The following is a 23992-nucleotide window of genomic DNA, read 5'->3' as shown; positions in this document are numbered from 1 at the left end:
ACCAGAGAACCATGTGATTGACCAAGGAATTCAGTGATGCATATTTCCGAAGGGGTGTTGTCCGCTCCGGTTCTTCTGGCCGGAGCGGCCGTTGCCGCGGGCGGTGTGGCCTACGGGCTGAAACGGATGGACGGGGAGGCGACCGTCAGCGCCGCGCTGGTGACTTCCGCGTTTTTCGTGGCGTCCCTGATTCACCTGAACATCGGTCCGGCCAGTGTCCACCTTGTCCTGAACGGGCTGGTGGGCCTGGTCCTGGGCTGGGCTGCTTTTCCCGCCATTTTTACGGGCCTGCTCCTGCAGGCCCTTCTCTTCCAGTACGGGGGGCTCACCACCCTGGGGGTGAACACCGTGGTGATGGCAGCCCCTGCCGTGGCGGTTTCTCTGATCCTCGGGCCCCTGGTATCCCGTTCGGGGCGCGTGGGCCTTGCCGCTTCCTTTGGCTGCGGGTTTCTCGCCGTCTTTATCTCTTCCCTTCTTTTGGCCGCCTCCCTGGTGTTCACCGGGGAGAACTTTACGGTGATCGCCTGGGCGTCGGTGGTGGGCAACGCCCCTGTGATGGTGGTGGAAGGGCTTTTTACCGCTTTTGTGGTCTCGTTTCTCCTGCGGGTCTACCCTGAACTGCTCGGAGGGCTCATGTCGCCTTCGGACGGGCGAAAGGAGGGGCGATGAACCCCCTGCGATGTCTCCTTGTTTTAAGTGTTCTCCTTCTGGCGGCCTCCCCGGCCCTGGCCCATCGCATCAACATTTTTGCCCTTGACGAAGGGGGGGAGATCTACACCGAAAGCACCTTTGCCGGAAAGCGTCCCGTGAAACACGGGGTGATCCGGGTCTACAACGCAGGCGGTACCGTGGTGTTCACCGGGGAAACAAACGACAAAGGGGAGTTGATTTTTCCCCGCCCCGAGCCCGGTGCCCTCACCGTGGAGGTGGACGCCGGCATGGGCCACAAGAGCCGCTGGGATCTGGAGCCGTCCGGCGCGGTTGAGACCCCGGCCGGAGTGACCGGTGAGCCCGCCCCGCAGGCCCATTCCGTGGCGCCGGGTTTTGCGGACCGGGACTGGGAGCGCCTGGCGCAGGTGGTGGACACTGCCGTGGCCAAGGCCCTGCACAGGCAGCAGGAGGAGACGCGGGTTCGGGACGTCATCGGAGGGCTCGGCTACATCGTGGGCCTTCTGGGAATGGCTGCCTGGGCCCGAAGTCGAAAGGGGAGCATATGAACGAAGCCTTTGCGGACATCGACTCCCCCATCCACCACATAGCCCCCACCGTAAGAGTGGCCGCGGCCTTTGCTCTCTCGTTGGTGACAGCCCTTGCCGCGAGCCCAGCGGTGCCCGTGGCCGCCCTGGGGTTGGGAAGCTGCTTTGTCCTGCTGGCGCGGCTGCCCCTTGGCTCGGTTGCCAGGAGGCTTTTGCCCCTGTGCCTGTTTTTGCTGATTCTCTGGGCTGTCCTTCCCTTTACCGGAGAGGGACCGGTGCTTAAAGCCCTGGGGCCTCTGACCGTCAAAGGAGACGGACTGAACCTGGCCTTTTTGATCTCCCTGAAGTCTTTTTCCATCCTCCTGATCCTCATGGCCCTGGTCTCCACCATGCACACCTTTGATCTGGGCCATGCCTTAAATGCCCTGGGCATGCCCGTGAAGCTGGCCTTTCTCATCGTCATGAGCGCTCGGTACATCGCCGTCATTGAGCGGGAGTACCGCAAGCTGAGGAACGCGGCCCGCATGCGCGGGTTTCAGCCCGACACCTCCCTGCACAGCTACAGGACCTTTGCCCACATGGCTGCCATGCTTTTGGTCCGCTCCCACCTGCGGGCAAAGCGGGTGTACAGCGCCATGGTATTGAGGGGCTTTGACGGCCGGTTCAGCCTGCCCGCGGCACGACGTTCCCGGGGGCTGGCCGGTTGCCTTCCCCAGGCCGCCTGCATGGCAGGTTGCGTGGCGGCCCTTGTGGGACTTGACGTGGCCGTTCGGTGGGGGGCTTTTTGAAAAAAGCGAGTGTAACGATTCAGCTTGCCTCCGGCGGGTCGCTTTTTTGAAAAAAAGCTCCGCAAAAAACGTTTCTAATGTGAAAAAGTGGACATTATTTCGGCGGAGCCTGGAAAGGCTTGCTTAAGACCTGTGTGTCAAACCCGGTTTTATTTTTATCCTGTCCATATATTCAAATACAGGAAGGCGGTATGCGATGGCTGAGCAGTTGATGCATCTATCAGGATTGACCTACCGGTATCCCGGAGACCGGGAACCGGTGATCAACGGGCTGGACTTTGCCGTGGACAAAGGGGCCAGCATCGGACTCATCGCGCCCAACGGCAGCGGAAAGACAACCTTGTTCCACCTGATGATGGGGCTGCTGAAACCCGAGGCCGGGGTGATCACGGCCTTTGGGCGGGAGGTTTCCGGCGAAAAGGGGTTCAAGGAGGTGAGGCGGCGGGTGGGGCTGTTGTTCCAGGATGCCGACGATCAGCTGTTCAGCCCAACGGTGCTGGAGGATGTGGCCTTTGGCCCCATGAACCTGGGCCTGGGGCGGCATGACGCCCTGGAAAAGGCCAGGGGCGTTCTTTCGGAGCTGGGGCTTTCCGGTTACGAAGAGCGCATCACCTTTCGGCTCTCCGGCGGGGAGAAGCGCATGGTGGCCCTGGCCACGGTGTTGGCCATGGACCCTGACCTGCTTCTCCTGGATGAGCCCACCACGGGCCTGGACCGTGACACCTTTGCGCGGCTGGTGGCCGTCCTTCAGGCCTCCAAGGTGGCTCGGGTGGTGATTTCCCACGATTTTGATTTCCTGGAGCAGGTGACCGATTCCCTGTGCAGCCTGGTAAGGGGCAAGGTGGTCACGGACGAAGGCCTTCACCTGCATCGTCACGCCCATGTCCATCGCCACGGGGACAGGCCCCATCACCATCATTAAGCAGCAGGTGTGCGGCGTCCCGGTAGAGCGCGGGCACCTCGTCCGTCTCTTCATGGCGCCGGACAAAGGCCAGGAAATCATCGGCCGTGTCGATGTCGTACCAGCCCTCAAGGCATTTCAGGGGGATGCCGTGGGCCTCAGCCCGCTTGAGCGTCTCTGCCGTCACCGTTTCGCAACTCCATCTCATTGTGTCGAAGACAGGCGCAAGAAGGGTCCCCTTGCGCGCCCCTACCAGGCAGTACCCTCCATCTGATACCGGAACCAGCACCATCTGGTGCCCCTCAAGGGCATGAAACGCCTCGCGGATACGGTCCGTGGGCAGGTCCGGGATGTCCCCGCCGATGATGACGGCCCGGTGATGTCCGTCGTCAAAGGCCTCGGTGAGGGCGTTTTTCATGCGGTCTCCCAGGTCGTCCCCCCGCTGGGGGCGCATGTCGGTATGGTCTGGAAGCCAGTCTTCCATGAGCGATTTTTTGCTTTCCGGGGTGTAGGCAATGCGGATGGGCCCTAAAGGGGCCAGGCGCTCAAGGGTGGTTTCCACAAAGCGTCGGTAGAGGGCAAGGGCCGTGGCATGTCCCAGACGGGTCGCCAGACGGGTTTTGACCTTGCCGTGTTCCGGGGCTTTGACAAAGAGAATGATCAGGGGCATGGGATCTCCTTTCAACTTTCCACGGTATCATCCTTACCCGGATATATCACGGGCCGAGTGCCCTCGGTTTGCCCGAAGGGGGAGACGAATGAGCAGAAAACCGTGAATGACAATTTGGTCATTAAATCCAAATTGCTCGATAAACCAAGATGTTCTGGCGAGTCGATATATCTTTTGAAACCTGTCTGCCAAACCCAAACCATAAAATCAGGCAAAATCCTGGCCCCCGGCAAGGCCGCCCGGTGCAAAAAAACATATGAGGCGGGCCCGGGAGTGTCCACCTTTCTCCTTGCTTTTGACGGGGCAGGGGCTCCATAATAATTGGTTATGAAACCATCTGATAAAGATGAGGTCCTGTGCCATTGTTTCGGATTGACCCGCGGGGATATTTCCGATGACCTTGCGCGCCATGGAACCTCCACGCTGCTGACGAAAATCACCCGAGCCAAGCTTTCAGGTGAGTGCCGTTGTGCCGAGACCCATCCGGAGAAACGCTGATGCGTCGGCGATGTTCGCCGGGCGGTGAAAGCGGAAATCTTGAAGGCAACCACAAGAAAATCAGACACCTGATACCTGGAACGTGATTCATGAGCGTAAGGATTAAAGAGAAGCTGGCAGGTATTTACTCCCGGTTTAACCGGGACGATCAGGTGTTGATCCTAATCAATGCCGACCCCGATGCCATTGCCAGTGCCGTGGCTTTCAAGCGCCTTTTATGGCGGCGGGTGAGCCATGTGGTCATTGCCTCCATCAACGTCATCAAGCGGCCCGATAACCTGGCCCTGGTGCGTTACATGAAGGCCGACATCAAGCCGTGTTCCCACGCGCTGATGCAGGGGTTCAACCGGTTCGTGCTGGTGGATTCCCAGCCCCACCACTCGGAAGTGTTTGAAAAAATCAACTTCGACGTGGTCATCGATCATCACCCCGACGGAGGCGCGGCGGACGGAAGACGACATATCTGCTGATGGACGTGATGGTGTCGATGATGCCCACAAGAATTCCCAGGCCGACATCAAGCTGGTCGGTGGCGCGCGCCCAGCCGGCTTTTACGGGATCCTGAAGACCGACACCAGACTTTTTCAGCGCGGCAGAGTCCGTGGAAAGATGTGGCAGGGCCTTTCAATACCTTTACCGCCTCGGCAAGCGCGCAGTAACGCCCTCGAGAAGGCGGAACAGGCGGCAGCGAAAACCAAGTTCCTCAAGCACTCTTTCAGTCCTGCAAAACAGGACATCAAAAGGCGCAAGGCGGACGCATTCCCATGCGGACGCGCCCATGCCGATGCTGGTCCTGATCGCCGTTGAATTTTCATGCAGTGGATCTGGCGAGCTGGAGCATCGTCTCCGGGATCTACGGCAAAAAGCTGGTGGTGATTTTCCGCAACGACGGGGTGAGGAAAAACGCCGGGCGCCTGGCCGAGCAGAGCTTCGGGTGTTATGGGAGCGCCGGGGGCCATAAGGACATGGCCCGGGCCGAGATGGTGGTGGCCGAGTGCGGGATCGAGGCCGTCAGCGAAGACGATGAAAAAATGCAGCGCTGGATTATCAAGCGGATTGAGTCACGGTGACCATGAACACAGCCAACACGCGACACACGTCAACAAAAATAAGCAGAAACAAGGTCCTTGGGGCCATTGTGGTGGCCTTCGGGGTGTTTGCCCTGGTGGTGGCCGCCGGGGTGACCACGGGGTTTAACACAAAGCAGGAGGTGGTGCTCTCCGGCCGGACCATGGGCACCACGTATCATATCAAGGCCGTGGTGTCGGGGAAGATGTCGGCGGATGCCTTAAGCCTGGCCGTAACCCGGCGCCTTGAGGGCCTCAACCGCAGCATGTCCGTCTACGACCCGGACAGCGAGATCTCCCGTTTCAACCGTGCGGGCAAAGGTGTGGCCGTGCCTGTTTCCAAGGATCTTCTCACGGTGTTTTCCGTGGGAACTCAAATCCACGGCCTTACCGACGGTGCCTGGGACGCCACCGTGGGCCCTCTGGTGACCCTCTGGGGGTTCGGACCTGGCAAAATCGAAGACCGTTTTCCCAGGGAGGACGAGGTGGCTCGCGCCCTGGCCCGGGTGGGCTTTAAATCTGTATCACGCAAAGGTGACGGGGCCCTGGTCAAAGACCGTGATGGCCTCTTCCTGGACTTCGGGTCCATTGCCAAGGGCTACGGCGTGGATGCCGTGGCCGCTTTGTTGCGTGAGAAAAAGATCTCCCACTTTCTGGTGGAGATCGGCGGGGAGGTTTACTGCGAAGGCCATCGCCTGGACGGAAAACCCTGGCGCGTGGGGATCAACACCCCCCGTCGGGGAGCCATGGTGGGGGACCTTTTCCAGGTGCGGACTTTAAAGGGCCAGGCCCTTGCCACCAGCGGAGATTACCGCAACTACCGCAACGTAGGCGGGCGCATCTGGACCCATGTCATTGACCCCCGCACCGGGTATCCCGTGGAAAACGGCGTCACCAGTGCCTCGGTCCTGGCCGATTCCACGGTCTTTGCCGACGGGCTGGCCACAGCCCTCATGGTGATGGGCCCTGCCAAAGGGATCGCTCTGGTGAATCGGCTTGACGGGGTGGAGTGCCTGCTCATCGTCCGCAAACCCGACGGCACCCTGGAGGTCTCTGCCTCAGAGGGGTGGGTGGATCGGTCCCGCTAACCCGCATTCTCCTGCCCTGGGCTTCCCTGAATCTGTCCGGGCCTTTCATTGTCCCCGTCCGGGACGGGTGAGCAGGCCCGGGCATTGAGCCCGTCTCCTTATTTAAACATGGGGTCTCCGGCGGCAACGCCATGTGCCATCGCCAATTTTATCTTATGTTTTGTTTTTGTTCCTTTGGTTGACACATTGTTTTTGCCTGGTGTACTCTGTCAGTCGGACAATGTGTGACTGTCCCATGCCATGGGCAACACCTGAACCTCCCGTTTTTATCTCTTCCCCATTGCCCGTCGCACTCCCTGAACCCATCGCACGCTAAGGGCCGTTTCCGGTCTGATTGCGTGATATCTCCATGGCTTCCATGCCCCTATAACCGACGCGTCTTCCCCTTGATGCCCCGGAGAAAGGCGCCGCATTCCCGAAAGCTGTGTCCCGATGATGAAAACCCTCACCCTTACCAACGGTTTTTCACTCAACATCTCCGGGCGGGTGGCCGAGTCTGTGACCGAGGCCCCGTCCCCGTCCACCGTGGCGTTGATGCCGGGGTGGATTCCCCATGTCAAGCCCCGGCTCCTGGTGAAAGAAGGCGATTTTGTTGGTAATGGGGGGAACACTGCTCCAGGAGAAGCTGAAACCCTGCTGGTCACGGCCTACCCGAGCCCGGGGGGCGGGGTGGTGTCGCGTATTGCCTTCGGGCCGCGTCGCCGCATTGACGAGGTGGTGATTACCCTTGACGCGGAAGAGGGATGGGAGCGCTTCGAGCCCGTGTCGCCCCATCGCATCGCGTCCACGGACGCCGATACACTTCGCCACATGCTTCTCAAAGGGGGGGCCTGGCCCCTGCTTCGGGAGCTGCCCTTTCGGGACCATGCCGATCCGTCCAGCCGTCCCGCCCACATCATCGTCACCCTGGGATGGGCCGGAGGGCATCTTGCCCTGCCCTCCCTGGCCCTGGCAGGGGAGGAGGCCGCTTTTCAGCACGGCCTGGACATCCTCGGAAATCGGTCCCGCCCATCGGTGCATGTCATCACCCCGGTCCACTCCGGCACGCTCCCGGAATCCATCTTGAAATCCGTCACCGCCCATATCCGCGGGGGCTACCCCGCCGGTGATCCCGGCCACTACCTATACCGTATCCGCAAAGACCCCGCGGAGAACCATAGCTGGTACATTGAAGGCCAGGACCTGGTGGCTCTGGCCCGGTTTGTCACCGAAGGACGGTTTTATCCCAAGCGGGTCGTGGCCGTGGGGGGCAACGGGGCCACCGTACGCCAACACATTCGGACCCGGGTGGGCGCCCCCGTCTCCACCCTGGATCCCCAGAAAGAGCGCAGGCGTCGCATCGGCGGTACCCCCTTTGCCGGGCTTTTCCTGCCGGCCACGGGCTACATGAATTTTTTCGACAAGGGGCTGACCCTGTTGCCCGTGGGCGACGAAGAGGACCTCTTCGGTTTTTTAAGGGCTGGGTATGCCCGGCCCAGCCAGTCCCGAACCTTTTTGTCCGTGTTCAACAAAAAGCCCCTGAACCTGGACTGCGGCATGCACGGCGAGGAACGGCCCTGCATTAACTGCAGTCGGTGCGCCCGGGTTTGCCCGGTGGGGATCCTGCCCCAGTACACCATGAAATGCATGGTGGCAGGAGAGGTGGAGGAGGCCCTGGCCCACGGGCTCCTGGACTGCATCGAGTGCGGGCTCTGCAGCTATGTCTGTCCGTCAAAGATCGAGCTGCTGGACACCCTGAAAACCGCCAAGGCCCAGTACCGGAAGGAGCGAGACGGATAGATGAAGAACGTCAAAGACGCCCTGGATCGCCTGGGCACCTATTTTCAGGAAGGCACGAAGCTCCATGCCCTGCATCCGGTCTACGATGCGATCCGCACCATTTTCTATCTCCCCGGGGAGGCCACGGTGCGCATGCCCGCGGTGCGGGACAGCCTGGATTTGAAGCGATTCATGTCCCTGGTTATCGTTGCTCTGATTCCCCAGACTCTTTTCGGGATGTACAACACCGGCGCCATGGCCCTGCTGGCCGAAGGGGCGGACCCCACCTGGGGCCATGCCTTTTACCGGGGTGCCGAGGCCTTTTTGCCCATGCTGGTGGTCTCCTACGGGGTGGGCCTGACCTGGGAGGGGCTCTTTGCCGTGGTGCGGGGGCACAAAATCAGCGAGGGCTTTCTTGTGACCGGCCTTCTGTTCCCGTTGACCCTGCCCCCCAGCGTGCCACTTTGGCAGGTGGCCGCCGGGATCTCCTTCGGGGTGGTGGTGGGAAAAGAGGTGTTCGGGGGCACCGGCCGGAACATCCTGAACCCGGCCCTGACCGCCCGGGCGTTTCTCTTTTTCTCCTACCCGGTCTCCATGAGCGGGGACTATGTGTGGGTGGCCACCAAGGCCGTGGACGCCGTCACAGCGGCCACCCCCCTCTCCCTGGCATTGGGGGCCAAAGGGGAGGCGGTGCCCGAGGCCCTGGTTCACAACGGGTACACCTTCTGGACCATGTTCTCCGGCCAGATTCCCGGAAGCGTGGGGGAGACCTCGGCCCTGCTCTGCCTGGTGAGTGCCGTTTTCCTCTGCGTGGTTGGGGTGGCGAGCTTCCGCATTATTGTGGGGGGCGTGCTGGGGGTGTGCGCCATGGGCGCTGCCGTGGTGCTCCTCTCCTCGGAGCTCTCCCCCTGGCACTGGATCAACCCGGTGAACCACCTGATCATGGGGGGCTTTGCCTTCGGCATCACCTTCATGGCCACGGACCCGGTGTCCGCTCCAGGCACGGACGGGGCCCGCTGGGTCTACGGGTTTCTCATCGGGGTGCTGACGGTCATTGTCAGGGCCTACAACCTGGCCTACGCCGAAGGGGTGATGCTGGCCATCCTGTTTATGAACCTCTTTTCTCCCATGCTGGAGATTATTGAGATCAAACTCCGGACAGGAAAGCGGGTGCCCAATGTCTGATACGAAACAGGCCGTCGGGTTTGCCGTGATTGTAGCCCTTGTGTGCTGCCTCTGCATCACGGCGGCATCCACGGGCCTCAAGGCACGGCAACAGAACAACATGCGCATCGACCGCCAGAAGAACATCCTCAAGGCGGCCTCCATCGACTATGACCCGTCGACGGCGTCCCCCGCCGATATCGAAGAGCTTTTCAAATCCCACATTTTCCAAGTGTGGGCCGGCTCCGACGGAAAGCTGCACCCCGACCCCGCCGAGGGTGACGAGCGGAGGCTGCCCCTCTACCTGACCCTGGACGACGGAGAGATCATCTCCTACATCCTGCCCGTGGACTCCCGTGGGCTTTGGGGGCGCATCAAGGGGTACATGGCCATCGAAGCCGACGGCACCACCATTAAGGGCTTTACCGTTTACTCCCACCAGGAGACCCCCGGCCTGGGCGGAGAGATCGAAAGCGACTGGTTCCAGAAGAACTTCGTGGGCAAGAGGATCGTGGGAAAATCCGGTGAATTCGCCGCCATCAAAATCGCCAAGGGCAAAGCCCTGGGAGACCCGGAAAACGAGGTGGACGGTATCAGTGGGGCCACCCTCACCGGGAAGTATCTCAGCGAGGGGCTGGCCACCAACCTGGCTACTTATGAGAGGGTTTCCCTGAGGTTTCGCCAGAACCTCATAAAAAAACACCTGGATAACCTGAAATCCCTGGAGTGATCATGGGCTTTACCCGAACTCGATGGTTTCGTACATTCAAGGCGGCCCTGTGGGACGACAACCCCATTTCCCGCCAGATCCTGGGGATCTGCTCGGCCCTTGCCGTGACGGTCCAGATGAAAACCGCCTTTGTCATGGCCCTGGCCCTGACCGGGGTATTGACCTCCTCCAACGTGATCATCTCCATTCTGCGCAACCACATTCCCCGCAACATCCGCATGATCGTGGAGCTGACGGTCATCGCCTCCCTGGTGGTGGTGGCCGATGAGATCCTGAAAGCCTACCTCTACGACATCAGCAAGCAGCTCTCCATCTTCGTGGGGCTGATCATCACCAACTGCATCATCATGGGGCGGGCCGAGTCCTTTGCCATGGCCAACCCCCCGCCCCTTGCCCTGGCCGACGGCCTGGGCAACGGCATGGGGTACGCCATCGTGCTGGTGGGGGTGGCCTTTCTGCGGGAGTTTCTGGGGGCGGGCAAGATCTTTGGTGTTCAGGTGGTGCCCCAGGCCCTGTACGACGCAGGGTTTATGAACATGGGCCTCATGACCCTGGCGCCGGGGGCCTTTATCGTCATCGGGCTCCTGGTCTGGATCCAGGGTGGCATGCCGGAGGAGGAGGATTAGATGATGGGTGACCTGTTCGACCTGTTTTTCAACTCTGTGTTTGTGGGCAACATCCTGCTGGCCTATTTTTTGGGCATGTGCTCCTTTGTGGCGGTCTCCAAGACCCTGCGTACGGCCGTGGGGCTTGGGCTTGCCGTGGTGTTTGTCCTGACCATCACCTCCCCTGCCAACTGGTTGATCTACCATTTTCTCTTGGCCCCCGGGGCCCTTTCTTGGGCGGGCCTTCCCGACGTGGACCTCAATTTTCTGAAGTACATCACCTTCATTGCCACCATCGCCGCCATGGTGCAGGTGGTGGAGATGATCATCGACCGCTATTCTCCAACCCTCTACACCAATTTAGGTGTGTTTCTTCCCCTTATCGCCGTTAACTGCGCCATTTTGGGCACCTCCCTGTTCATGGTGGAGAGGCACTACACCTTCACGGAGTCCCTGGTTTTCGGCTTCGGGTCCGGCACCGGCTGGATGGTGGCCATCATCACCATGGCCGCCATCCGTTTCAAGATGCGGTATGCCCATGTGCCCCACGGGCTCGAAGGGTTCGGCATCACCATGATCGTCAGTGGCCTCATGGCCATGAGTTTCATGATCTTTTCGGGTATGGGGACGTAAACCCAAGGAGGCACCCTTGATTTACCTGGTGAGCTTGGCCGTGTTTGTCGGCATCATTCTTTTTCTGGTGATCGTGTTGATTATCGTGGAGCGGCTCGTTACGATTCAGGGAGAGCGGACCATCGTCATCAACGACGACACCGGCAACCCCATCCGGGTGGAGGGCACCCCCACACTGCTTTCGGCTCTTCTGGGAAGCGGGGTGCTGCTGCCGTCCGCCTGCGGGGGAAGCGGGTCCTGCGGGATGTGCAAGTGTGTGGTGGACAAAGGGGGAGGGGAGCTTCTGCCCACGGAGCTCAGCCACGTTTCGCGAAAGGAGCGCATGTCCAACGTGCGCATGGCGTGCCAGCTCAAGGTGAAAGACGACCTGGAGATCCATGTGCCCGATGAGATCTTCAGCATCTGCAAATACGACGGCACCGTGGTCTCCAACGCCAATGTCTCCACCTTTATCAAGGAACTCATCATCGAGTTGGATGAGGACAAGACCATGTCCTTCCAGGCGGGGTCCTATATCCAGATCGACATTCCCCCCTACGACATCCGGTTTACGGATTTTGACATCGAAGAAGAGTACCGGGAAGACTGGGATGCCCAGAACCTGTGGTCCCTCTCCCACAAAAACGAGGAAAATGCCTTCAGGGCCTACTCCATGGCCAATCCCCCGGCAGACAACCGACGCGTGATGCTTAACGTCCGCATCGCAACGCCCCCTCCCAACGTTCCGGATGCCCCCCCGGGGGTGGGAACCACCTACCTGTTTAACTTAAAGCCCGGAGACAAGGTGACCCTTTCCGGGCCCTACGGGGAGTTTTTCGTCAAAGAGACGGAGCGGGAGCTCTGCTTCATCGGCGGCGGGGCAGGCATGGCCCCCATGCGCAGCCATATCTTCCACCAGCTCCATGCCCTGGACTGCAAACGGACCATGAGCTTCTGGTACGGGGCGCGCTCCAAACGGGAGATGTTCTACGACGAGGAGTACAGGCAGCTGACCGAGGAACACACCAACTTCGACTACCATGTTGCCCTGTCCGCACCCCTCCCCGAAGACGACTGGGATGGTTTTCGCGGCTTCATCCACAGCTCGGTCTATGAAAACTTCCTGAAAGACCACCCCGACCCCGCCGAGATCGAGTACTACCTCTGCGGGCCTCCCCTTATGATCGACGCGATCCTTGCCATGCTCGAAAGCCTCGGGGTGGAAGAGGAGATGATCCTTTTCGATAAATTTTCGTGAGATGTAAGCCTGTTTCTCCAGCCAAATTCGGGTGCGCACAGGGGCAAGAGGGCTCAGAGAAAAACCAAAAAGATGCCTCCGGCGGCAAGGTGTGCCACCTTGAAATCACATCCGCCTTTCAAACAGACGTCGACCTTGATCATCGTTTGGGCCATCGGCTTGTTTACATCCCCACCCTCCGAATGCCCTTGTCCCCTGGAGCGCCGCACTCCAGTGCGGCTTGGGTAGCGACGGACTAAAAAGCCGCACCGGAGTGCGGCGCTCCGTTTCGGTCGATTTTTCAATGTTTTTTCGAAGGGCGTGGTCAAACGATAACCAGGATCTTAACTTCATTCAAGAAGAACGCTTAAGGCTTGTTTGTCAAACCCGCTTTAACCATAGAAGGCCAGCAGTACAGTTTGAAACAAAAAACCCTTTGCACGGATACGTGCAAAGGGTTTTTCAGGTTTAACGGTTCGGATGTGGACCCCGTAAAGGGATCAGGATCCGGCGGCGGCCGTGAGGCTTTCCGTGGTTTCTACGGACCCGTCAGCCGCAGGGACGACTTTTTCCACCTGCACCGCACAGGCTTTGTATTCAGCGGTGAGGGTTTCCGGGTCGTAGGCCGGGTTGGTGAGCCAGTTGGCGTTGCCTTCCCGGAAGTGAAAGGCCATCCAGATCATGCCTTCGGGGATCTCCGGGGTCACCCGGGCCTTCACCGTGACGGCCCCGCGTTTGGAGGATACCCGGACGGGCTCTGCCTGCCGGATGCCAAGGCGTCTGGCGTCTGCCGGTGAGATGTCGCAGGTCTCTTCGCCCAGGAGGTCGTTGAGTCCGTCGCATCGGCCGGTCTGGGTGCGGGTGTGGTAGTGGTAGAGGCGCCGCCCTGTGCTTAGGACAAAGGGGTAGTCCTCATCGGTTACCTCGGCGGGCGGGGTCCAGGCCGTGGGGTTGAAGATCCCCTTGCCGTGGGTGAATCGCCCGTCCTTGTGGAGGAAGGGGGTGCCGGGGTGGTCTGCACTGGGGCAGGGCCACTGGAGCCCGTCCCCTTCGATGCGGCCGTAGGTGATCCCCTTGAAGTTGGGGGCCAGGGCCGAGATCTCGTTGTCCCAGATCTCCCGGGCGCTTGCCGAGGGCCACTGGTGGCCGAAGCGCTTGGCGATTTCCCGGAAGATCCACCAGTTGGGCCGGGCCTCACCCGGTGGGGTGGAGGCCGTGCGGACGCGGTTGACCCGGCGTTCGCTGTTGGTGAAGGTGCCGTCGTTTTCGCTCCAGGCCGCTGCCGGAAGGACCACGTCGGCGAACTTTGTGGTTTCGTTGAGGAAGATATCCTGGCAGATGAGGAACTCGGCCGAGGCGAGCTCATGCTCGACTTTTCGGATATCGGGTTCGGTGTTGGCCAGGTTCTCCCCGAAGATCCAGAACGCCCGGACTTTCTTGTCCTCCAGGCCTTCCATCATGTGGGGGATCATGAGCCCCGGGGTCTCGGGAAGGCCCGTGACGTTCCAGGCTTCCTCGAATTTTGCCCGGGCCGCGGGGTCGGTGACCTTCTGGTAGCCGTGGAAAACCCCGGGAAGGGCGCCCATGTCGCAGGCTCCCTGGACGTTGTTCTGGCCGCGCAGGGGGTTGACGCCCCCGCACTCCACGCCCATGTTCCCCAAAAGCATCTGGAGGTTGGCCACGGACATGACGTTGTTTTTTCCGCAGGTGTGCTCGGTGATGCCCAGGGTGTAGCAGAGCATGGCCGGGCGAACCGAGGCAAGCATGCGGGCGGCCCGCCGGATGGTGTCGGCCTCAATGCCGCAGATGGGGGCCATGGCCTCGGGGGTGGCCTTGGAGACCTCGGCGGAGAGGGCCGCAAACCCTTCGGTGTTCTCTGTGACAAAGTCGGGATCAAAGAGCTCTTCTTCGATGATCACATGCATCAAGGCGTTGATCAGGGCGATGTCGCTGCCCACCTTGAGCTGGAGGTGAAGGTCCGCGTAATCCACCAGCTTGTGGCGGCGCGGGTCCGCCACGATGAGTTTTGCGCCCTTTTTCACGGCGTTCTTCAGGAAGGTGGACGCAACAGGGTGGGCTTCCGTCATGTTGGAGCCGATAACAAAGAACATTTTGGCGCGATCAAACTCCCCGAAGGAGTTGGTCATGGCACCGGAACCAAAACTTGTCGCCAGACCGGCGACGGTGGGGGCATGTCAGGTGCGGGCGCAATGGTCTATGTTGTTTGTCTTGAACACCGACCGGAAGAGTTTCTGCATCTGGTAGGAGTCTTCGTTGATGCTCCGTGCGCAGCTGACCCCTGCCACGGCATCGGGTCGACTCCGATTTGGATCGATGGCTTTGAGCTTGTCGGTGACCAAATCCAGGGCTTCGTCCCAGGAGGCCTCCTGGAGCTCCCCGTTTTTCCGGATAAGGGGGGTCGTGAGCCGTTCGTCTGAGTAGATGAAGTCGTAGCCGAACCGCCCTTTCACGCAGAGGCGGCCTTTGTTGGGAAGGGCCTCCTCGTCTCCGGTGACCTTGACGATTTTTCCGTCCTTGACGTGGAGGGTCTGCTGACAGCCCACCCCGCAGTAGGGACAGGTGGTGCGGACGGTGGTCACATCCCACGGCCTCCAGACACCCTTGGATTTCTTTTCCACCAGGGCCCCGGTGGGGCAGGCCTGGACGCATTCACCGCAGAAGACGCAGGCAGATTCGGACAGGGGCAGGTCCCCCAGGGCGACTATTTTGCTCTCGGCGCCCCTGTACCCGTAGCTGATGGCCTCGTTGACCTGGACTTCGTTGCAGGCCTGGACGCAGCGTCCGCAGAGAATACACCTGGAAAAATCGCGGATGATCAGCGGGTTTTTGAGTTCGGGCGGATAGGTGGGCGGGGTTTTCGGGTACGCGGTGCCCGTGGCTCCGTACTGAAGGGCGTACTCCTGGAGTTTGCAATCCCCCCAGGAGGGGCAGAGGTGCTCGGAGTGTCCGTCTGCTTCTGCCCTGGCATCGAAGAGGGCCTTGGCGTCTTTGAGGGACCCGTCGCTTAAGCAGTCATGGTTTCCCGACGTGAGGAGGAGTTCAAGGGTCATTTTTCGTGACCGGACGACCGTGGGGGACTCGGTCTGGATCTCCATTCCGTCTTCCGCCGGAGTGGAGCAGGACGCCAGAAGATTCCTGGCTCCTTTGACCTCCACCACGCAGAGGCGACAGGCGCCGGTGGGTGTGGTGCCCTTTAAGTGGCAGAGGGTGGGAATGGGAATTCCCGCATCTTCCGCCGCCTCGAGAATGGTCTGGCCGGGTTTGAAGGGGTGGCTGTTGCCGTTGATCACAATGGTGCCGTCAGACATGGGATGAACCTCCGCTGGATGATCCGCTCGGCTGCGGGGCGCCCGCTGCAGATTCGGAGAATAGGGTTCTTCTGGGATGGATGTCTCTTTTCGAAACGCTCGTGTGTGGCGCGATGCATGGAGCGCCGGGACAAGGCCGGGTCCATGGTGCCGTAATTGTCATAACGGTTAATCGGATTATCACCAATTGTCAATATAAATATCCGGGATAAGTCCCAAATTTCAGGTTGATTCACGGGCCGGGGATCAACCAAACACCGTGACCACCTGCCTTGAGATTCCCGCCAGTTTTCCGTCGGGGGCCCAGAGCCTTGCCTCCTCGCCCACGTATCCGTGTTCCGCGGTGTCCACGCGGGTCTTAAATCGCCAGCTGTCGGTGGTGGCGAAATCGCAAGGGGCATCGCACATTTCCAGATGCCAGGTGAGGGTGCTGGCCGGTGCCACGGTGTCGAGCATGGACAGGGAGGGAGAGGGCCAGGCGTCCATGAAGGCGAGCAGATGGGCTTCGCGGGCTTTATGCGCCTCGCCCCGGCAGCTGATCCAGCCACCGTAGGATCCTTCGGAGCGCCCCTCAAAGGGATAGGGCCCCTCGGCCCAGTGGTAGCGGAAGTATCGGGTGAAGCTGGGTGTGAGCCCTTCCATGAAGGGGAGCTCGGAGAGGGCCTCCGGGGCCGGCCAGTCAGGCGCCGGGGGACCGGGGTGGCGGATGCGTGAGGGACGGCTTGTGCCGAAGCACCCGTGGAGGGTGGCACACGGCTCGTTGTCTGAGGTGAGCACCCGGGCCTGTACGTGGGTGACGGAGTTTCCCTGCCTGAGGAGGGACGCCTCGGCCCGGATGCCGTCGGTGCCCGTGGGGCCCACAAAGGCGGTGAGGAGGTTGCGCAAGGGAAGGTCCCCGGGCACCTTGCGGCGCATGGCGGCAAGCCCCGCTGCGGCAACGAGGCCGCCGAAGGCGGTTCGGCCCTGGAGCCAGGTGGAGGGGATGGTGAGGTGGACGCCGGTGTCGTCGGCTGTGAGGGCGTTGAAGAGGGCGTGGATATCCATGGGGTCTCCCTGGTGAGGTGTCTGTGGTGGCGAGTATCGGTGTCGGAGCCGCGGGCCCTGTTCAGCCTGTCACTTTAAGGCTTCAATGGAGATGGTGATGTCCACATCCTTATCTATGACGCCCATCTTGTAGAAGGTACCGTCGCCCACCTTGAAGTCGAGGCGGTTGATGGCAAATTCGGTGGTGAAGCCCGCCACCTGCTGGGACGGTTTGAAGGGGTTGGGCTTGATTCCGTGAAAGGTCATGGGGGCTGATATTGTTTTTGTGACACCCCGGATGGTGAGGTCCCCTTCAATGAGGTATTGGTTGTCCCCTTTGGGGATGACCCGGGTGCTCTGAAAGGTGAGGGTGGGGTACTCTCCTGTGTCCAGCAATTCATCGGACCGCAGGTGGGTATCCCGTTTGCGGTTGAAGGTGGTGATGCTTTTGGCTTTGACGGTGATGAGGCATTGGGAGTTTTCCATGGCCTCCGGGTCGATGGTGAGCGTGGCCGAGAAGTCTTCAAAATGGCCGCGAACCGTGGAGAAGATGTGCCGGGCGTCGAAGTAGATTCCTGAGTGGGCGGTGTCCAGCTTCCAGTCACTCGGTTTGGCCTGGGCGGTTGCGGTGAGGCAAAGAAACAGTATGGGGATGACAAGGTGCCTGGTTTTCATGGCGATGGTCTCCTTTTAATATAGACTCGTGACATATATCAAAAACCGAAGGTTTCGGTATGGATTCGACTTGCCGGGATGCCCATCTCCCTGAGCATAGCCTCAACGGCGGTCATCATGGGGGGCGGACCGCAGACAAGGACCTGGGGCGCCTGGAGGTGGTCCATGAACGCGTGCAGGGTCTCTGGGGTGAGCCGCTCCTTTTCAGGGGCCCCTGTGAAGAGAAGGTGCACCGAAAGTGCCGGGTGGTTGCGCTTGATCCGGACCAGCTCCTCGGCGTTGAACAGGGAGTCCGGGGTGCGGTTGCTCCAGATCAGGATGACGGGTCGGTTGTCCCGGGTATCGTTCATGTATCGGAGCATGCTGAGCATGGGGGTGATGCCGATACCCCCGGCAATGAAGACCAGGGGGGCGTCGTCTGCACGCACCAGATGAGAGAAGCTGCCGTAGGGCCCGTCGATGAAGACAGGCTCCCCTTCCCTGACGCAATCCATGGCACGGGTCCAGTCTCCGCTCTTTCCGATGATGAACTCCAGGGCGTTGGGTTGGGTAGGGGACGAGGCGATGGTAAAGGGGTGCTCCTCGGGAGACACCACGGAAGAGGGAAAAGAGAGAAAGGCAAACTGTCCGGGAAGGTAATGAAAAGGGCGCTTTCCTTCGGGCTGCAAGTGGATGCGGGTGGCGCGCTTGCCGGCAGGGGCGACCTTCTCGACCCGCCAGGGGGAGAGGTGGCGCAGGACAGGGAGGTGGCGACGGATGACCACCCCGAGGCAGAGGGTGCCGAAGAGCAGGCCAAGGGCCCGGGGAAGACCCTCCTCAAAGGTTTCGCTGGAGAAGAGGAGGTGGACAAAGAGCAGGACCAGCACAAGGCCTCCGCCCAGCTGGTGGGCTCGCATCCAGAGGTGGAAGGGAAAGCCCAGGGATTTTTTAAACAGGGCGGATGCGGTCTGGTAAAAGAGGCCCATGAGAAGACCGGCCCCCACGATTTCCGGCCAGTAGGCTGCCTTCAAGGGCAGGGCGGTTACCTCTTCGGGGCCGAAGACAAGGAGGGGGTGGGCCAGGGCGAGAAGGGCGATAAGCATGCCGTTGGCCTTGTGCAGGGTCAAAAGCCGGTCCATGCCCACCAGGCGATTGAGCCATGTGAGGCGGGAGGCGAGAACCAGTTGCACCATCAACAGGAAGGCTGCTGCCATGCCCGCCAGCTTTCCTGCCCGGAGAAGGAGCTTGGCAAGGCCGAATTTGTATTTGATGGAAAAGGATTCAAAGAGAAAAGGGATGGCAAGGGCACCGCAGAAGAGGAGAAACAGAACGACCAGGCTCCCGGTGATGATTCCGTACCGGGCACCCCGGGCTTGGATGGGAGCCGTGCGGATGGTCATGGGGCCTCCTGTTTCATGACCATGAAGATGGCCTGGGCCAGCGGGAGTTTTCCCAGGAGGATACAGACGGGGGCCAGGGTGGAGTGTGACAGGAGGGTCCCCGGGGTCAGGGGAACCGGAGGGTTGAGAAGGGAGAAGTACACCATGCCCACGACTCCTGCGGAAACGGCAAAGGCGTTCATCAGGACAGCCACGCCCACGGTGGCGGGCCGCAGGAAAAGGGGAGGCAGCAGCAGGAGGCTGAACACGCTGACAGGGGCTGCCCACCAGAAGAAGAGGCTCTTGACGGGCGGGTGAAGGCCGGCATGGAGGCAGAGGCCCCCGAAGCTGAGCAGCATGTGGGAACAGACAAGCATGTGGGCAGGCTTTTGCAACATGGCAAGACCCGGGCTGTTGGATGGTCTGAGGTTGGCACCGGCGAGATTGCGGAGCACCATTGCCGGAGCATCATGGGGCGTTGACGGGTGACCGCCGCGGTCGCCGTTTTGATGCCGGCGAAAAAAGGCGGCGATTTTTGTAATACGCTTATTTTTAACAGGTTATGCCCAGGGTGTAAAGGGCGCGCCAAGGCTCGGGGGCAGGGCGCTTTTTCTCGCGTGGACCCATTTCTCATCGCCGGGAAGAACAGGGACGGTGATTTTGGCGATGCGGTCTTTATATGGTGGAAAGACAGTGTGTTATTGTTGACAGGATGCGCGATTTGGGAGAAAATGAACCATCGTCAGGCTTACAGGATTTTTCATCATTAGTCACCCATCGTTACCCGCTTGTCTTTATTGCCTTCATTTCGTTACGTTGGTTCCCTCCGCTTTGTCCTGCTTGCCTTCCATCCCGGATTGCTGTGGACACCACAGGCTCCGGGTATCCCCATCATCATTGATTTCATGAATTCGGTCCACGGCGCCTCAGGAGTTGTCGGCGCCCGTGCCTTCCGCGTGTTGCCCTGAGGGTTTTTGTGTGTGCTCCCAGTGATTCGGCAGCCGGGTTTTGTTTGGGAGGACGCCATGAAGCGCATCCTTTTTCCCCGTTGGATCCCCTGGATCTGTCTCCTGGGGCTGTGTGCAGCGGTGGGCACGGCTTACGGGGACGTGGGTTCCATCGAATTGTCGGGCGGGGTCCTGGCCCCCTATGACGTGTCCGAGGGCGATACCTCGGTGGGCTGGCAGATCGCCTATGCCGCCGGCGTGACAGATCACGTGGAGATCGGCGCCATATTTATGAAGACGGGCAACTTCGAAGCCGATAATGACATCACCGACGGAGAGGTGGAGATCTCCACCCTGATGCTCCAGACCCGCTGGCTGTTCAACCCGGAAAGCACCACCCGCGGTTTCATCGATCTTGCCGGCGGCATGATGGACGTGGACCCCAAAGGCACGGCCTATGCCTCCAGCCGCTCCGGCGGGGCCGCGAGGCTGGGGATCGGGTTCGATCAGGCCCTCAACCGCCACCTTGCCCTCCGGTTCAGTACCGGTTACACCACGGGGATCGGTCGCACCAGTGAGATCGATATCCTTGATGTCTCCGTCTCCCTGGTCTTCGGGGTGCGGCTGCTTGAGTGAGGATGGGGACCTGCACGGGCCGCGTGAAAGCCTTTTGCGTTGTGGGACCGGGTGATGTATCTTGTGTCTCCGGCGCCGGTTCAGCGGCGAGAAACCAGCGCGCCCGTGCGCCCATCACACCAAGGAAAGGTCCCCATCCCACATGCTGGAATTTTTTGTCGAACACGGCGTCCTGTCTCTTTTTGCAGTGAGTTTTCTTGCGGCCACCGTGGTCCCCCTGGGGTCTGAGTGGCTGCTTGTGGCCCTGCTGGCGGAGGGTGGGCAGCCCGGGATGCTCCTGGCGTCGGCCACTGCGGGCAACGTACTGGGGGCCCTGACCACCTGGGGCATCGGGGTCTGGGGCGGTCCTTTTCTCATGGAGAGGGTGTTGCGCATCGATCCCGCTGCCCGGGGCCGGGCCCGGGCTCTGTACCGGCGGTGGGGAAGCTGGTCCCTTCTGCTCTCCTGGGTGCCCGTTGTGGGGGATCCTCTTTGCCTTGTGGGAGGGCTTTTTCGGGTGCCCTTTTTTCGGTTTGCTTTGCTTGTCTTTATTGGGAAACTGGGCCGCTATGCCTTTGTTGTGGCCATGGTGGGAACCGTGATGTAAGTTTGCGATGGCTTTGTCTGGGAAAATAAGCTGAAATCAGCATAATTGCCGTTAATTGCTGGTTTTTCTTGTTGACTTACTTTCGCGCCTGATGAAGAATAGAGGCAGATGTGACCGGCCGGGCAGCCATGCTCATCATTATCAATTTTCCCGGAGTGAACCCGCCTGCGGAGCCAACAGGCCCAGACCCGGGGCCTTGGCCCAGGAACGATTCTCGTATTTTAACGCCTCTTCCCATGCACCCTGCCGCAACCTCACGACGGCCCCTTATGCAACGCATCACCATGTCCCCTTATTCTCTCCAAAGGACCCGGGCACATCGCCAAAGAGGACGCACGCGAAAACCAAACGGGCGTTTTGTGTGACGGCCAGGCCGTCTGGCCTTCAGGGCCACGCCGCGTCGGCAGGCACCATACGCGGGCGACGGTGACCTTGACGCTGAAAAACAAGGAGGGGCTATGGACACCAAGCAATACTGTGCCAACCTGAGTCTGGAACTTCAACGGTGGCGGGATGCCATCCACAAGGAAAACGAAATTATTTCCAAGATGTCCTCGGCGGACAAGCTGCCCATGCAGGCGTTTGTGGAGGACCTGAGGATGCTTGAGGCTGAGATGGACGAACGCATCACTCAGCTGAAAACCCAATGCCCCGCCTTCTGGGGACCAGAAAACGCAGAGAGCGTCATGGAGCCCGGCGGTGTGCTCACCGGTTTTGATTACAACCCGGATGACAGCGACGGCATCATCGGGGGCGGAAACTTCGGCGGGTAGGAAAAAGGGGTGATGCTTCCGGGGAACAGGGGCATCACCCGTACTGAATTTTCAAGGGCCCGGCTGTACCGCCGCCATCAGCGGATGCTGCGCAGATAAAGGCCCTTGGGGAAAACCGACCCGTGACGCGGGTCGGTTTTTTTTGCTTGCGCCGCAATGGCGGCGAGTTGCCCACGACCCTGGGTTGACATCTGGGCGTGAACGATGTTAACGTCAGAGAAATTCGATCAGCCGTTTTGTCAACCTGATGGTCGGATACCCGTTCTGCGATCTCCTCAGCCGTAACGCAGGGGCCTCCCTGCTTCCACAGATACGACGATGCCGTGTATTCATGCGCCCAAAAGGAGACCCATGGCCCAGACCTGTCCAGCTGGAAATAGTAGCGATTCGCGTCCAGAGTACGCATGCCGCCGTGCGAACCATCGCCGACAAAGGGAGCACCAACGTTCGCATGGACGATATCGCTCACCGTTCCGGCCTCTCAAAAGGAGGCATCGCCTACTACTTCTCCTCCAAAGAGTCCCTTATCAAGGCGGCGTTCACCGCATACTTCGATGCCGTCTTCGACGCCGTGCAGCGGGAGCTTGAGCAGGAACCTTCGGTCTTTTCCCGCCTTGCCCGTATCCACGTGCTGTTCGACAGGGAGCGGGAAGAGGTGGAAACGGGCTATCCCCTTGTGGCCGATTTCATGTACCAGGCCATGCACCACCCCGAGTACCGTCCCCTGTTCGCCCGCTGGGCGGAACGCTGCGTGGCGCTCCTGACCGGGACCCTGCAGGAGGGCATGGCCCGGGGGCTCTTTGTGGGGATGGAGCCCGAACCGGTGGCCCGCTCCATTGCCGCCATCTACCAGGGGGTGGGGCAGCGGTGGTTTCTGGCACCGGAGACCCACACCAGGGCCTGGGCCCTGACAACCCTGGAGTATGCGGTGGTGGGGGTACTGGTCCCCTTCCTTGCCCCCGGGGTGGAACTGACCCGGGAGCCGTCCGGATGACACAGGGCGCCTGTCGAGCCATGGATCAAAGAGATAGCAAAGGCCCGGTGTCCCCGGGCCTTTTTTCTCCTTACTTAAAATAGGGAGAAGGGAACACGGCCTGCCTTTGGGAGGAACGTGAAGATGTTTGGCAGACGGTGGCCTTCGGATATGGTAACGGTTGGGGATACTGCCTTTTTTCTTCTCTGAAAAGTCATCTTGTGCTATGTACCCATTTCCCTTGGTGGGGGGGACCGGGCACGACCGGGCACATGAGCAATGGATCGCCATTTTGCAGAAGGACCATTTCAGCGGCAAATCATCCGCCTCGTTATGGCGGCGATCTGTGCTTTTCTTGGGAACGTTGATTGGTGATCCTTCCCCACGCTCCGTAACCCGATACAATTGACGAGTGACGATGAAAAAATACCGTTTACTGATGAACGGCAGCAATTATCTGATGGCGGTGGATGGAAAAACCGTGCGGCAGGGCTTTTTCCAGAACATGATCATCAAAGCGGACAGCCCCAGGCAGGCCGAACTCCAGGCCATCTCACGAATCTGGCACGACGGTGAGCTCCGGGCCAAGACCCTGAATACGCCCGAGAACCCCCAGAAAGTTGCCATGCATACCCTCTGGGAGCTGGACGTGACCTATGATGACTCGCGCATCGACATGGAACGGACCTTCTACCCTGAAAAGCGGTGGTGGGAGTTCTGGAAATAACCCCTCCGGCCGTCGGCCACCTTCCAAGCCCTTTTATCCCTCAACCCCTGCCGGTTTTCCCGCCATCTTTCCGTCTTTGCCGGAAAGCCCACCCACCGGAAAGATCCGATCGTAGAGCCCGTTGTAAAGAATCGTGTAGACGGGCACCATCACCAGAAAAGCCAGGTCCAGCATCAGGGCCTTGAAAAAGGAGAGGTGGAGCCACCACATCACCAACGGGATGGTGGCGCACATCAGCCCGGCTTCGAAGAGCAGGGCGTGGGCCGTTCGCAGTCCCAGCCCACGGGGGTACAGGGGCCTGCCCGCCCGAAGCAGCGCATGGTCGAAGAGGATGTTGTAGAGGTAGTTCCAGGCCATGGCCATAAGGCTCATGGTGATGCTCAATGCGCCCATTTTCTCCATGGGGGAGTGCATCACCCAGGAGAGAAGGGGGACGCAGATTATGAGCAGGGTGATTTCAAAGAGGAGGGCGTGCCGTAGCCTGTCCTTTGTGCTTCGCATGGTGGTGTTCATGGTTCTTCCTTCGGTTTAATTGCCGTATGGGGTGGCGGCACCGCCGGTGTGCTGTGCCTGTGTGGTCATTTTGGGTGTTATATAATCGCATTTTCGGTTGGGTAAAAGTTTGATACTATCCGATATTCGGATAGATTG

Annotated in this window: 26 protein-coding genes; 19 read left to right on the top strand and 7 right to left on the bottom strand. The window is 60.3% G+C overall.

Translation table 11 applies throughout. From position 1 onward, the window contains the following. Window positions 1–36 precede the first annotated feature (36 nt). The 4 genes from cbiM to ACOYW2_RS21510 all read left to right on the top strand — a co-directional run bounded on the left by cbiM (window position 37) and on the right by ACOYW2_RS21510 (window position 2906). Complete coding sequence (gene cbiM, locus ACOYW2_RS21525) at window positions 37–669, top strand: cobalt transporter CbiM (protein ID WP_482767933.1); 633 nt, start codon at window positions 37–39, stop codon at window positions 667–669. Next, window positions 666–1217 carry a hypothetical protein gene (locus ACOYW2_RS21520; protein ID WP_482767932.1) on the top strand — a complete coding sequence of 184 codons (552 nt, stop codon included), beginning with the start codon at window positions 666–668 and terminating at the stop codon, window positions 1215–1217. Before cbiM ends, ACOYW2_RS21520 begins: the two co-directional genes overlap by 4 nt. Next, window positions 1214–1984 (top strand): energy-coupling factor transporter transmembrane component T family protein, encoded by a 771-nt coding sequence (locus tag ACOYW2_RS21515; RefSeq protein WP_482767931.1) that lies wholly within the window; start codon window positions 1214–1216, stop codon window positions 1982–1984. Before ACOYW2_RS21520 ends, ACOYW2_RS21515 begins: the two co-directional genes overlap by 4 nt. Window positions 1985–2180: 196 nt before the next feature. Continuing rightward, window positions 2181–2906 carry an energy-coupling factor ABC transporter ATP-binding protein gene (locus ACOYW2_RS21510; RefSeq protein ID WP_482767930.1) on the top strand — a complete coding sequence of 242 codons (726 nt, stop codon included), beginning with the start codon at window positions 2181–2183 and terminating at the stop codon, window positions 2904–2906. Here ACOYW2_RS21510 and ACOYW2_RS21505 read toward each other — a convergent pair. Next, window positions 2830–3555: a TIGR04282 family arsenosugar biosynthesis glycosyltransferase gene (locus ACOYW2_RS21505; RefSeq protein ID WP_482767929.1), complete on the bottom strand. Its 726-nt coding sequence runs from the start codon at window positions 3553–3555 to the stop codon at window positions 2830–2832. The genes ACOYW2_RS21510 and ACOYW2_RS21505 overlap by 77 nt on opposite strands. A gap of 587 nt (window positions 3556–4142) precedes the next feature. Between ACOYW2_RS21505 and ACOYW2_RS21500 the strand changes: the two genes are divergently transcribed. The 10 genes from ACOYW2_RS21500 to nqrF all read left to right on the top strand — a co-directional run bounded on the left by ACOYW2_RS21500 (window position 4143) and on the right by nqrF (window position 12335). Then, a complete protein-coding gene (locus ACOYW2_RS21500; protein WP_482767928.1) occupies window positions 4143–4523 on the top strand; it encodes a DHH family phosphoesterase in 381 nt (126 codons plus the stop codon). Continuing rightward, window positions 4444–4860, top strand: coding sequence for a hypothetical protein (locus tag ACOYW2_RS21495; protein WP_482767927.1), 417 nt, complete (start codon window positions 4444–4446; stop codon window positions 4858–4860). Before ACOYW2_RS21500 ends, ACOYW2_RS21495 begins: the two co-directional genes overlap by 80 nt. Next, window positions 4857–5123 carry a hypothetical protein gene (locus tag ACOYW2_RS21490; protein ID WP_482419947.1) on the top strand — a complete coding sequence of 89 codons (267 nt, stop codon included), beginning with the start codon at window positions 4857–4859 and terminating at the stop codon, window positions 5121–5123. The genes ACOYW2_RS21495 and ACOYW2_RS21490 overlap by 4 nt, the downstream gene beginning before the upstream one ends. 2 nt (window positions 5124–5125) lie before the next feature. Further along, on the top strand, window positions 5126–6208 hold the full coding sequence (locus tag ACOYW2_RS21485; protein WP_482767926.1) for an FAD:protein FMN transferase: 1083 nt from the start codon (window positions 5126–5128) through the stop codon (window positions 6206–6208). Between the two features lie 432 nt (window positions 6209–6640). Next, complete coding sequence (locus tag ACOYW2_RS21480; RefSeq protein WP_482767925.1) at window positions 6641–7987, top strand: 4Fe-4S dicluster domain-containing protein; 1347 nt, start codon at window positions 6641–6643, stop codon at window positions 7985–7987. Then, window positions 7988–9151 (top strand): NADH:ubiquinone reductase (Na(+)-transporting) subunit B, encoded by a 1164-nt coding sequence (locus ACOYW2_RS21475; protein WP_482767924.1) that lies wholly within the window; start codon window positions 7988–7990, stop codon window positions 9149–9151. Next, the gene (locus ACOYW2_RS21470) at window positions 9144–9860 is read left to right on the top strand and encodes an FMN-binding protein (protein WP_482767923.1); all 717 of its coding nucleotides are present in this window, start codon (window positions 9144–9146) and stop codon (window positions 9858–9860) included. Before ACOYW2_RS21475 ends, ACOYW2_RS21470 begins: the two co-directional genes overlap by 8 nt. 2 nt (window positions 9861–9862) lie before the next feature. Further along, window positions 9863–10486 carry an NADH:ubiquinone reductase (Na(+)-transporting) subunit D gene (locus ACOYW2_RS21465; protein ID WP_482418012.1) on the top strand — a complete coding sequence of 208 codons (624 nt, stop codon included), beginning with the start codon at window positions 9863–9865 and terminating at the stop codon, window positions 10484–10486. Then, on the top strand, window positions 10487–11098 hold the full coding sequence (gene nqrE / locus ACOYW2_RS21460) for an NADH:ubiquinone reductase (Na(+)-transporting) subunit E (RefSeq protein WP_482418011.1): 612 nt from the start codon (window positions 10487–10489) through the stop codon (window positions 11096–11098). A 16-nt stretch (window positions 11099–11114) separates the two neighbouring features. Continuing rightward, on the top strand, window positions 11115–12335 hold the full coding sequence (gene nqrF / locus ACOYW2_RS21455) for an NADH:ubiquinone reductase (Na(+)-transporting) subunit F (RefSeq protein WP_482767922.1): 1221 nt from the start codon (window positions 11115–11117) through the stop codon (window positions 12333–12335). A gap of 479 nt (window positions 12336–12814) precedes the next feature. Here the strand turns inward: nqrF and fdhF are convergent, their stop codons facing one another. From fdhF to ACOYW2_RS21430, 5 genes are all read right to left on the bottom strand, one after another. Further along, entirely contained in the window at window positions 12815–15643 is a 2829-nt protein-coding gene (gene fdhF, locus ACOYW2_RS21450) for a formate dehydrogenase subunit alpha (RefSeq protein ID WP_482767921.1), read from the bottom strand. Window positions 15644–15889: 246 nt separating this feature from the next. After that, window positions 15890–16687 (bottom strand): thioesterase family protein, encoded by a 798-nt coding sequence (locus ACOYW2_RS21445; protein WP_482767920.1) that lies wholly within the window; start codon window positions 16685–16687, stop codon window positions 15890–15892. A gap of 69 nt (window positions 16688–16756) precedes the next feature. Then, entirely contained in the window at window positions 16757–17341 is a 585-nt protein-coding gene (locus tag ACOYW2_RS21440; RefSeq protein WP_482419939.1) for a YceI family protein, read from the bottom strand. Window positions 17342–17379: 38 nt separating this feature from the next. After that, window positions 17380–18720 (bottom strand): ferredoxin reductase family protein, encoded by a 1341-nt coding sequence (locus ACOYW2_RS21435; protein WP_482767919.1) that lies wholly within the window; start codon window positions 18718–18720, stop codon window positions 17380–17382. Continuing rightward, entirely contained in the window at window positions 18717–19157 is a 441-nt protein-coding gene (locus ACOYW2_RS21430; protein WP_482767918.1) for a hypothetical protein, read from the bottom strand. Before ACOYW2_RS21430 ends, ACOYW2_RS21435 begins: the two co-directional genes overlap by 4 nt. A 567-nt stretch (window positions 19158–19724) precedes the next feature. Here ACOYW2_RS21430 and ACOYW2_RS21425 point away from each other — a divergent pair. From ACOYW2_RS21425 to ACOYW2_RS21405, 5 genes are all read left to right on the top strand, one after another. Beyond that, on the top strand, window positions 19725–20282 hold the full coding sequence (locus tag ACOYW2_RS21425; RefSeq protein WP_482767917.1) for a hypothetical protein: 558 nt from the start codon (window positions 19725–19727) through the stop codon (window positions 20280–20282). A 142-nt stretch (window positions 20283–20424) separates the two neighbouring features. Next, window positions 20425–20868, top strand: a complete 444-nt coding sequence (locus ACOYW2_RS21420; protein ID WP_482419935.1) for a YqaA family protein — start codon at window positions 20425–20427, stop codon at window positions 20866–20868. A 458-nt stretch (window positions 20869–21326) separates the two neighbouring features. Next, window positions 21327–21641 carry a hypothetical protein gene (locus ACOYW2_RS21415; RefSeq protein ID WP_180142858.1) on the top strand — a complete coding sequence of 105 codons (315 nt, stop codon included), beginning with the start codon at window positions 21327–21329 and terminating at the stop codon, window positions 21639–21641. A gap of 331 nt (window positions 21642–21972) precedes the next feature. Further along, window positions 21973–22635, top strand: a complete 663-nt coding sequence (locus ACOYW2_RS21410) for a TetR/AcrR family transcriptional regulator (protein WP_482767916.1) — start codon at window positions 21973–21975, stop codon at window positions 22633–22635. Between the two features lie 397 nt (window positions 22636–23032). Further along, window positions 23033–23341 carry a hypothetical protein gene (locus tag ACOYW2_RS21405; protein ID WP_180142862.1) on the top strand — a complete coding sequence of 103 codons (309 nt, stop codon included), beginning with the start codon at window positions 23033–23035 and terminating at the stop codon, window positions 23339–23341. A 33-nt stretch (window positions 23342–23374) separates the two neighbouring features. Here the strand turns inward: ACOYW2_RS21405 and ACOYW2_RS21400 are convergent, their stop codons facing one another. Continuing rightward, window positions 23375–23854, bottom strand: a complete 480-nt coding sequence (locus ACOYW2_RS21400; protein ID WP_482767915.1) for a PACE efflux transporter — start codon at window positions 23852–23854, stop codon at window positions 23375–23377. Between the last annotated feature and the right edge of the window lie 138 nt (window positions 23855–23992).

The sequence above is a fragment of the Desulfoluna sp. CLI2B genome (genome assembly GCF_056847375.1).
Note: the sequence above shows the minus strand (reverse complement) of the source record. Positions and strands in the feature narration are given on the sequence as shown.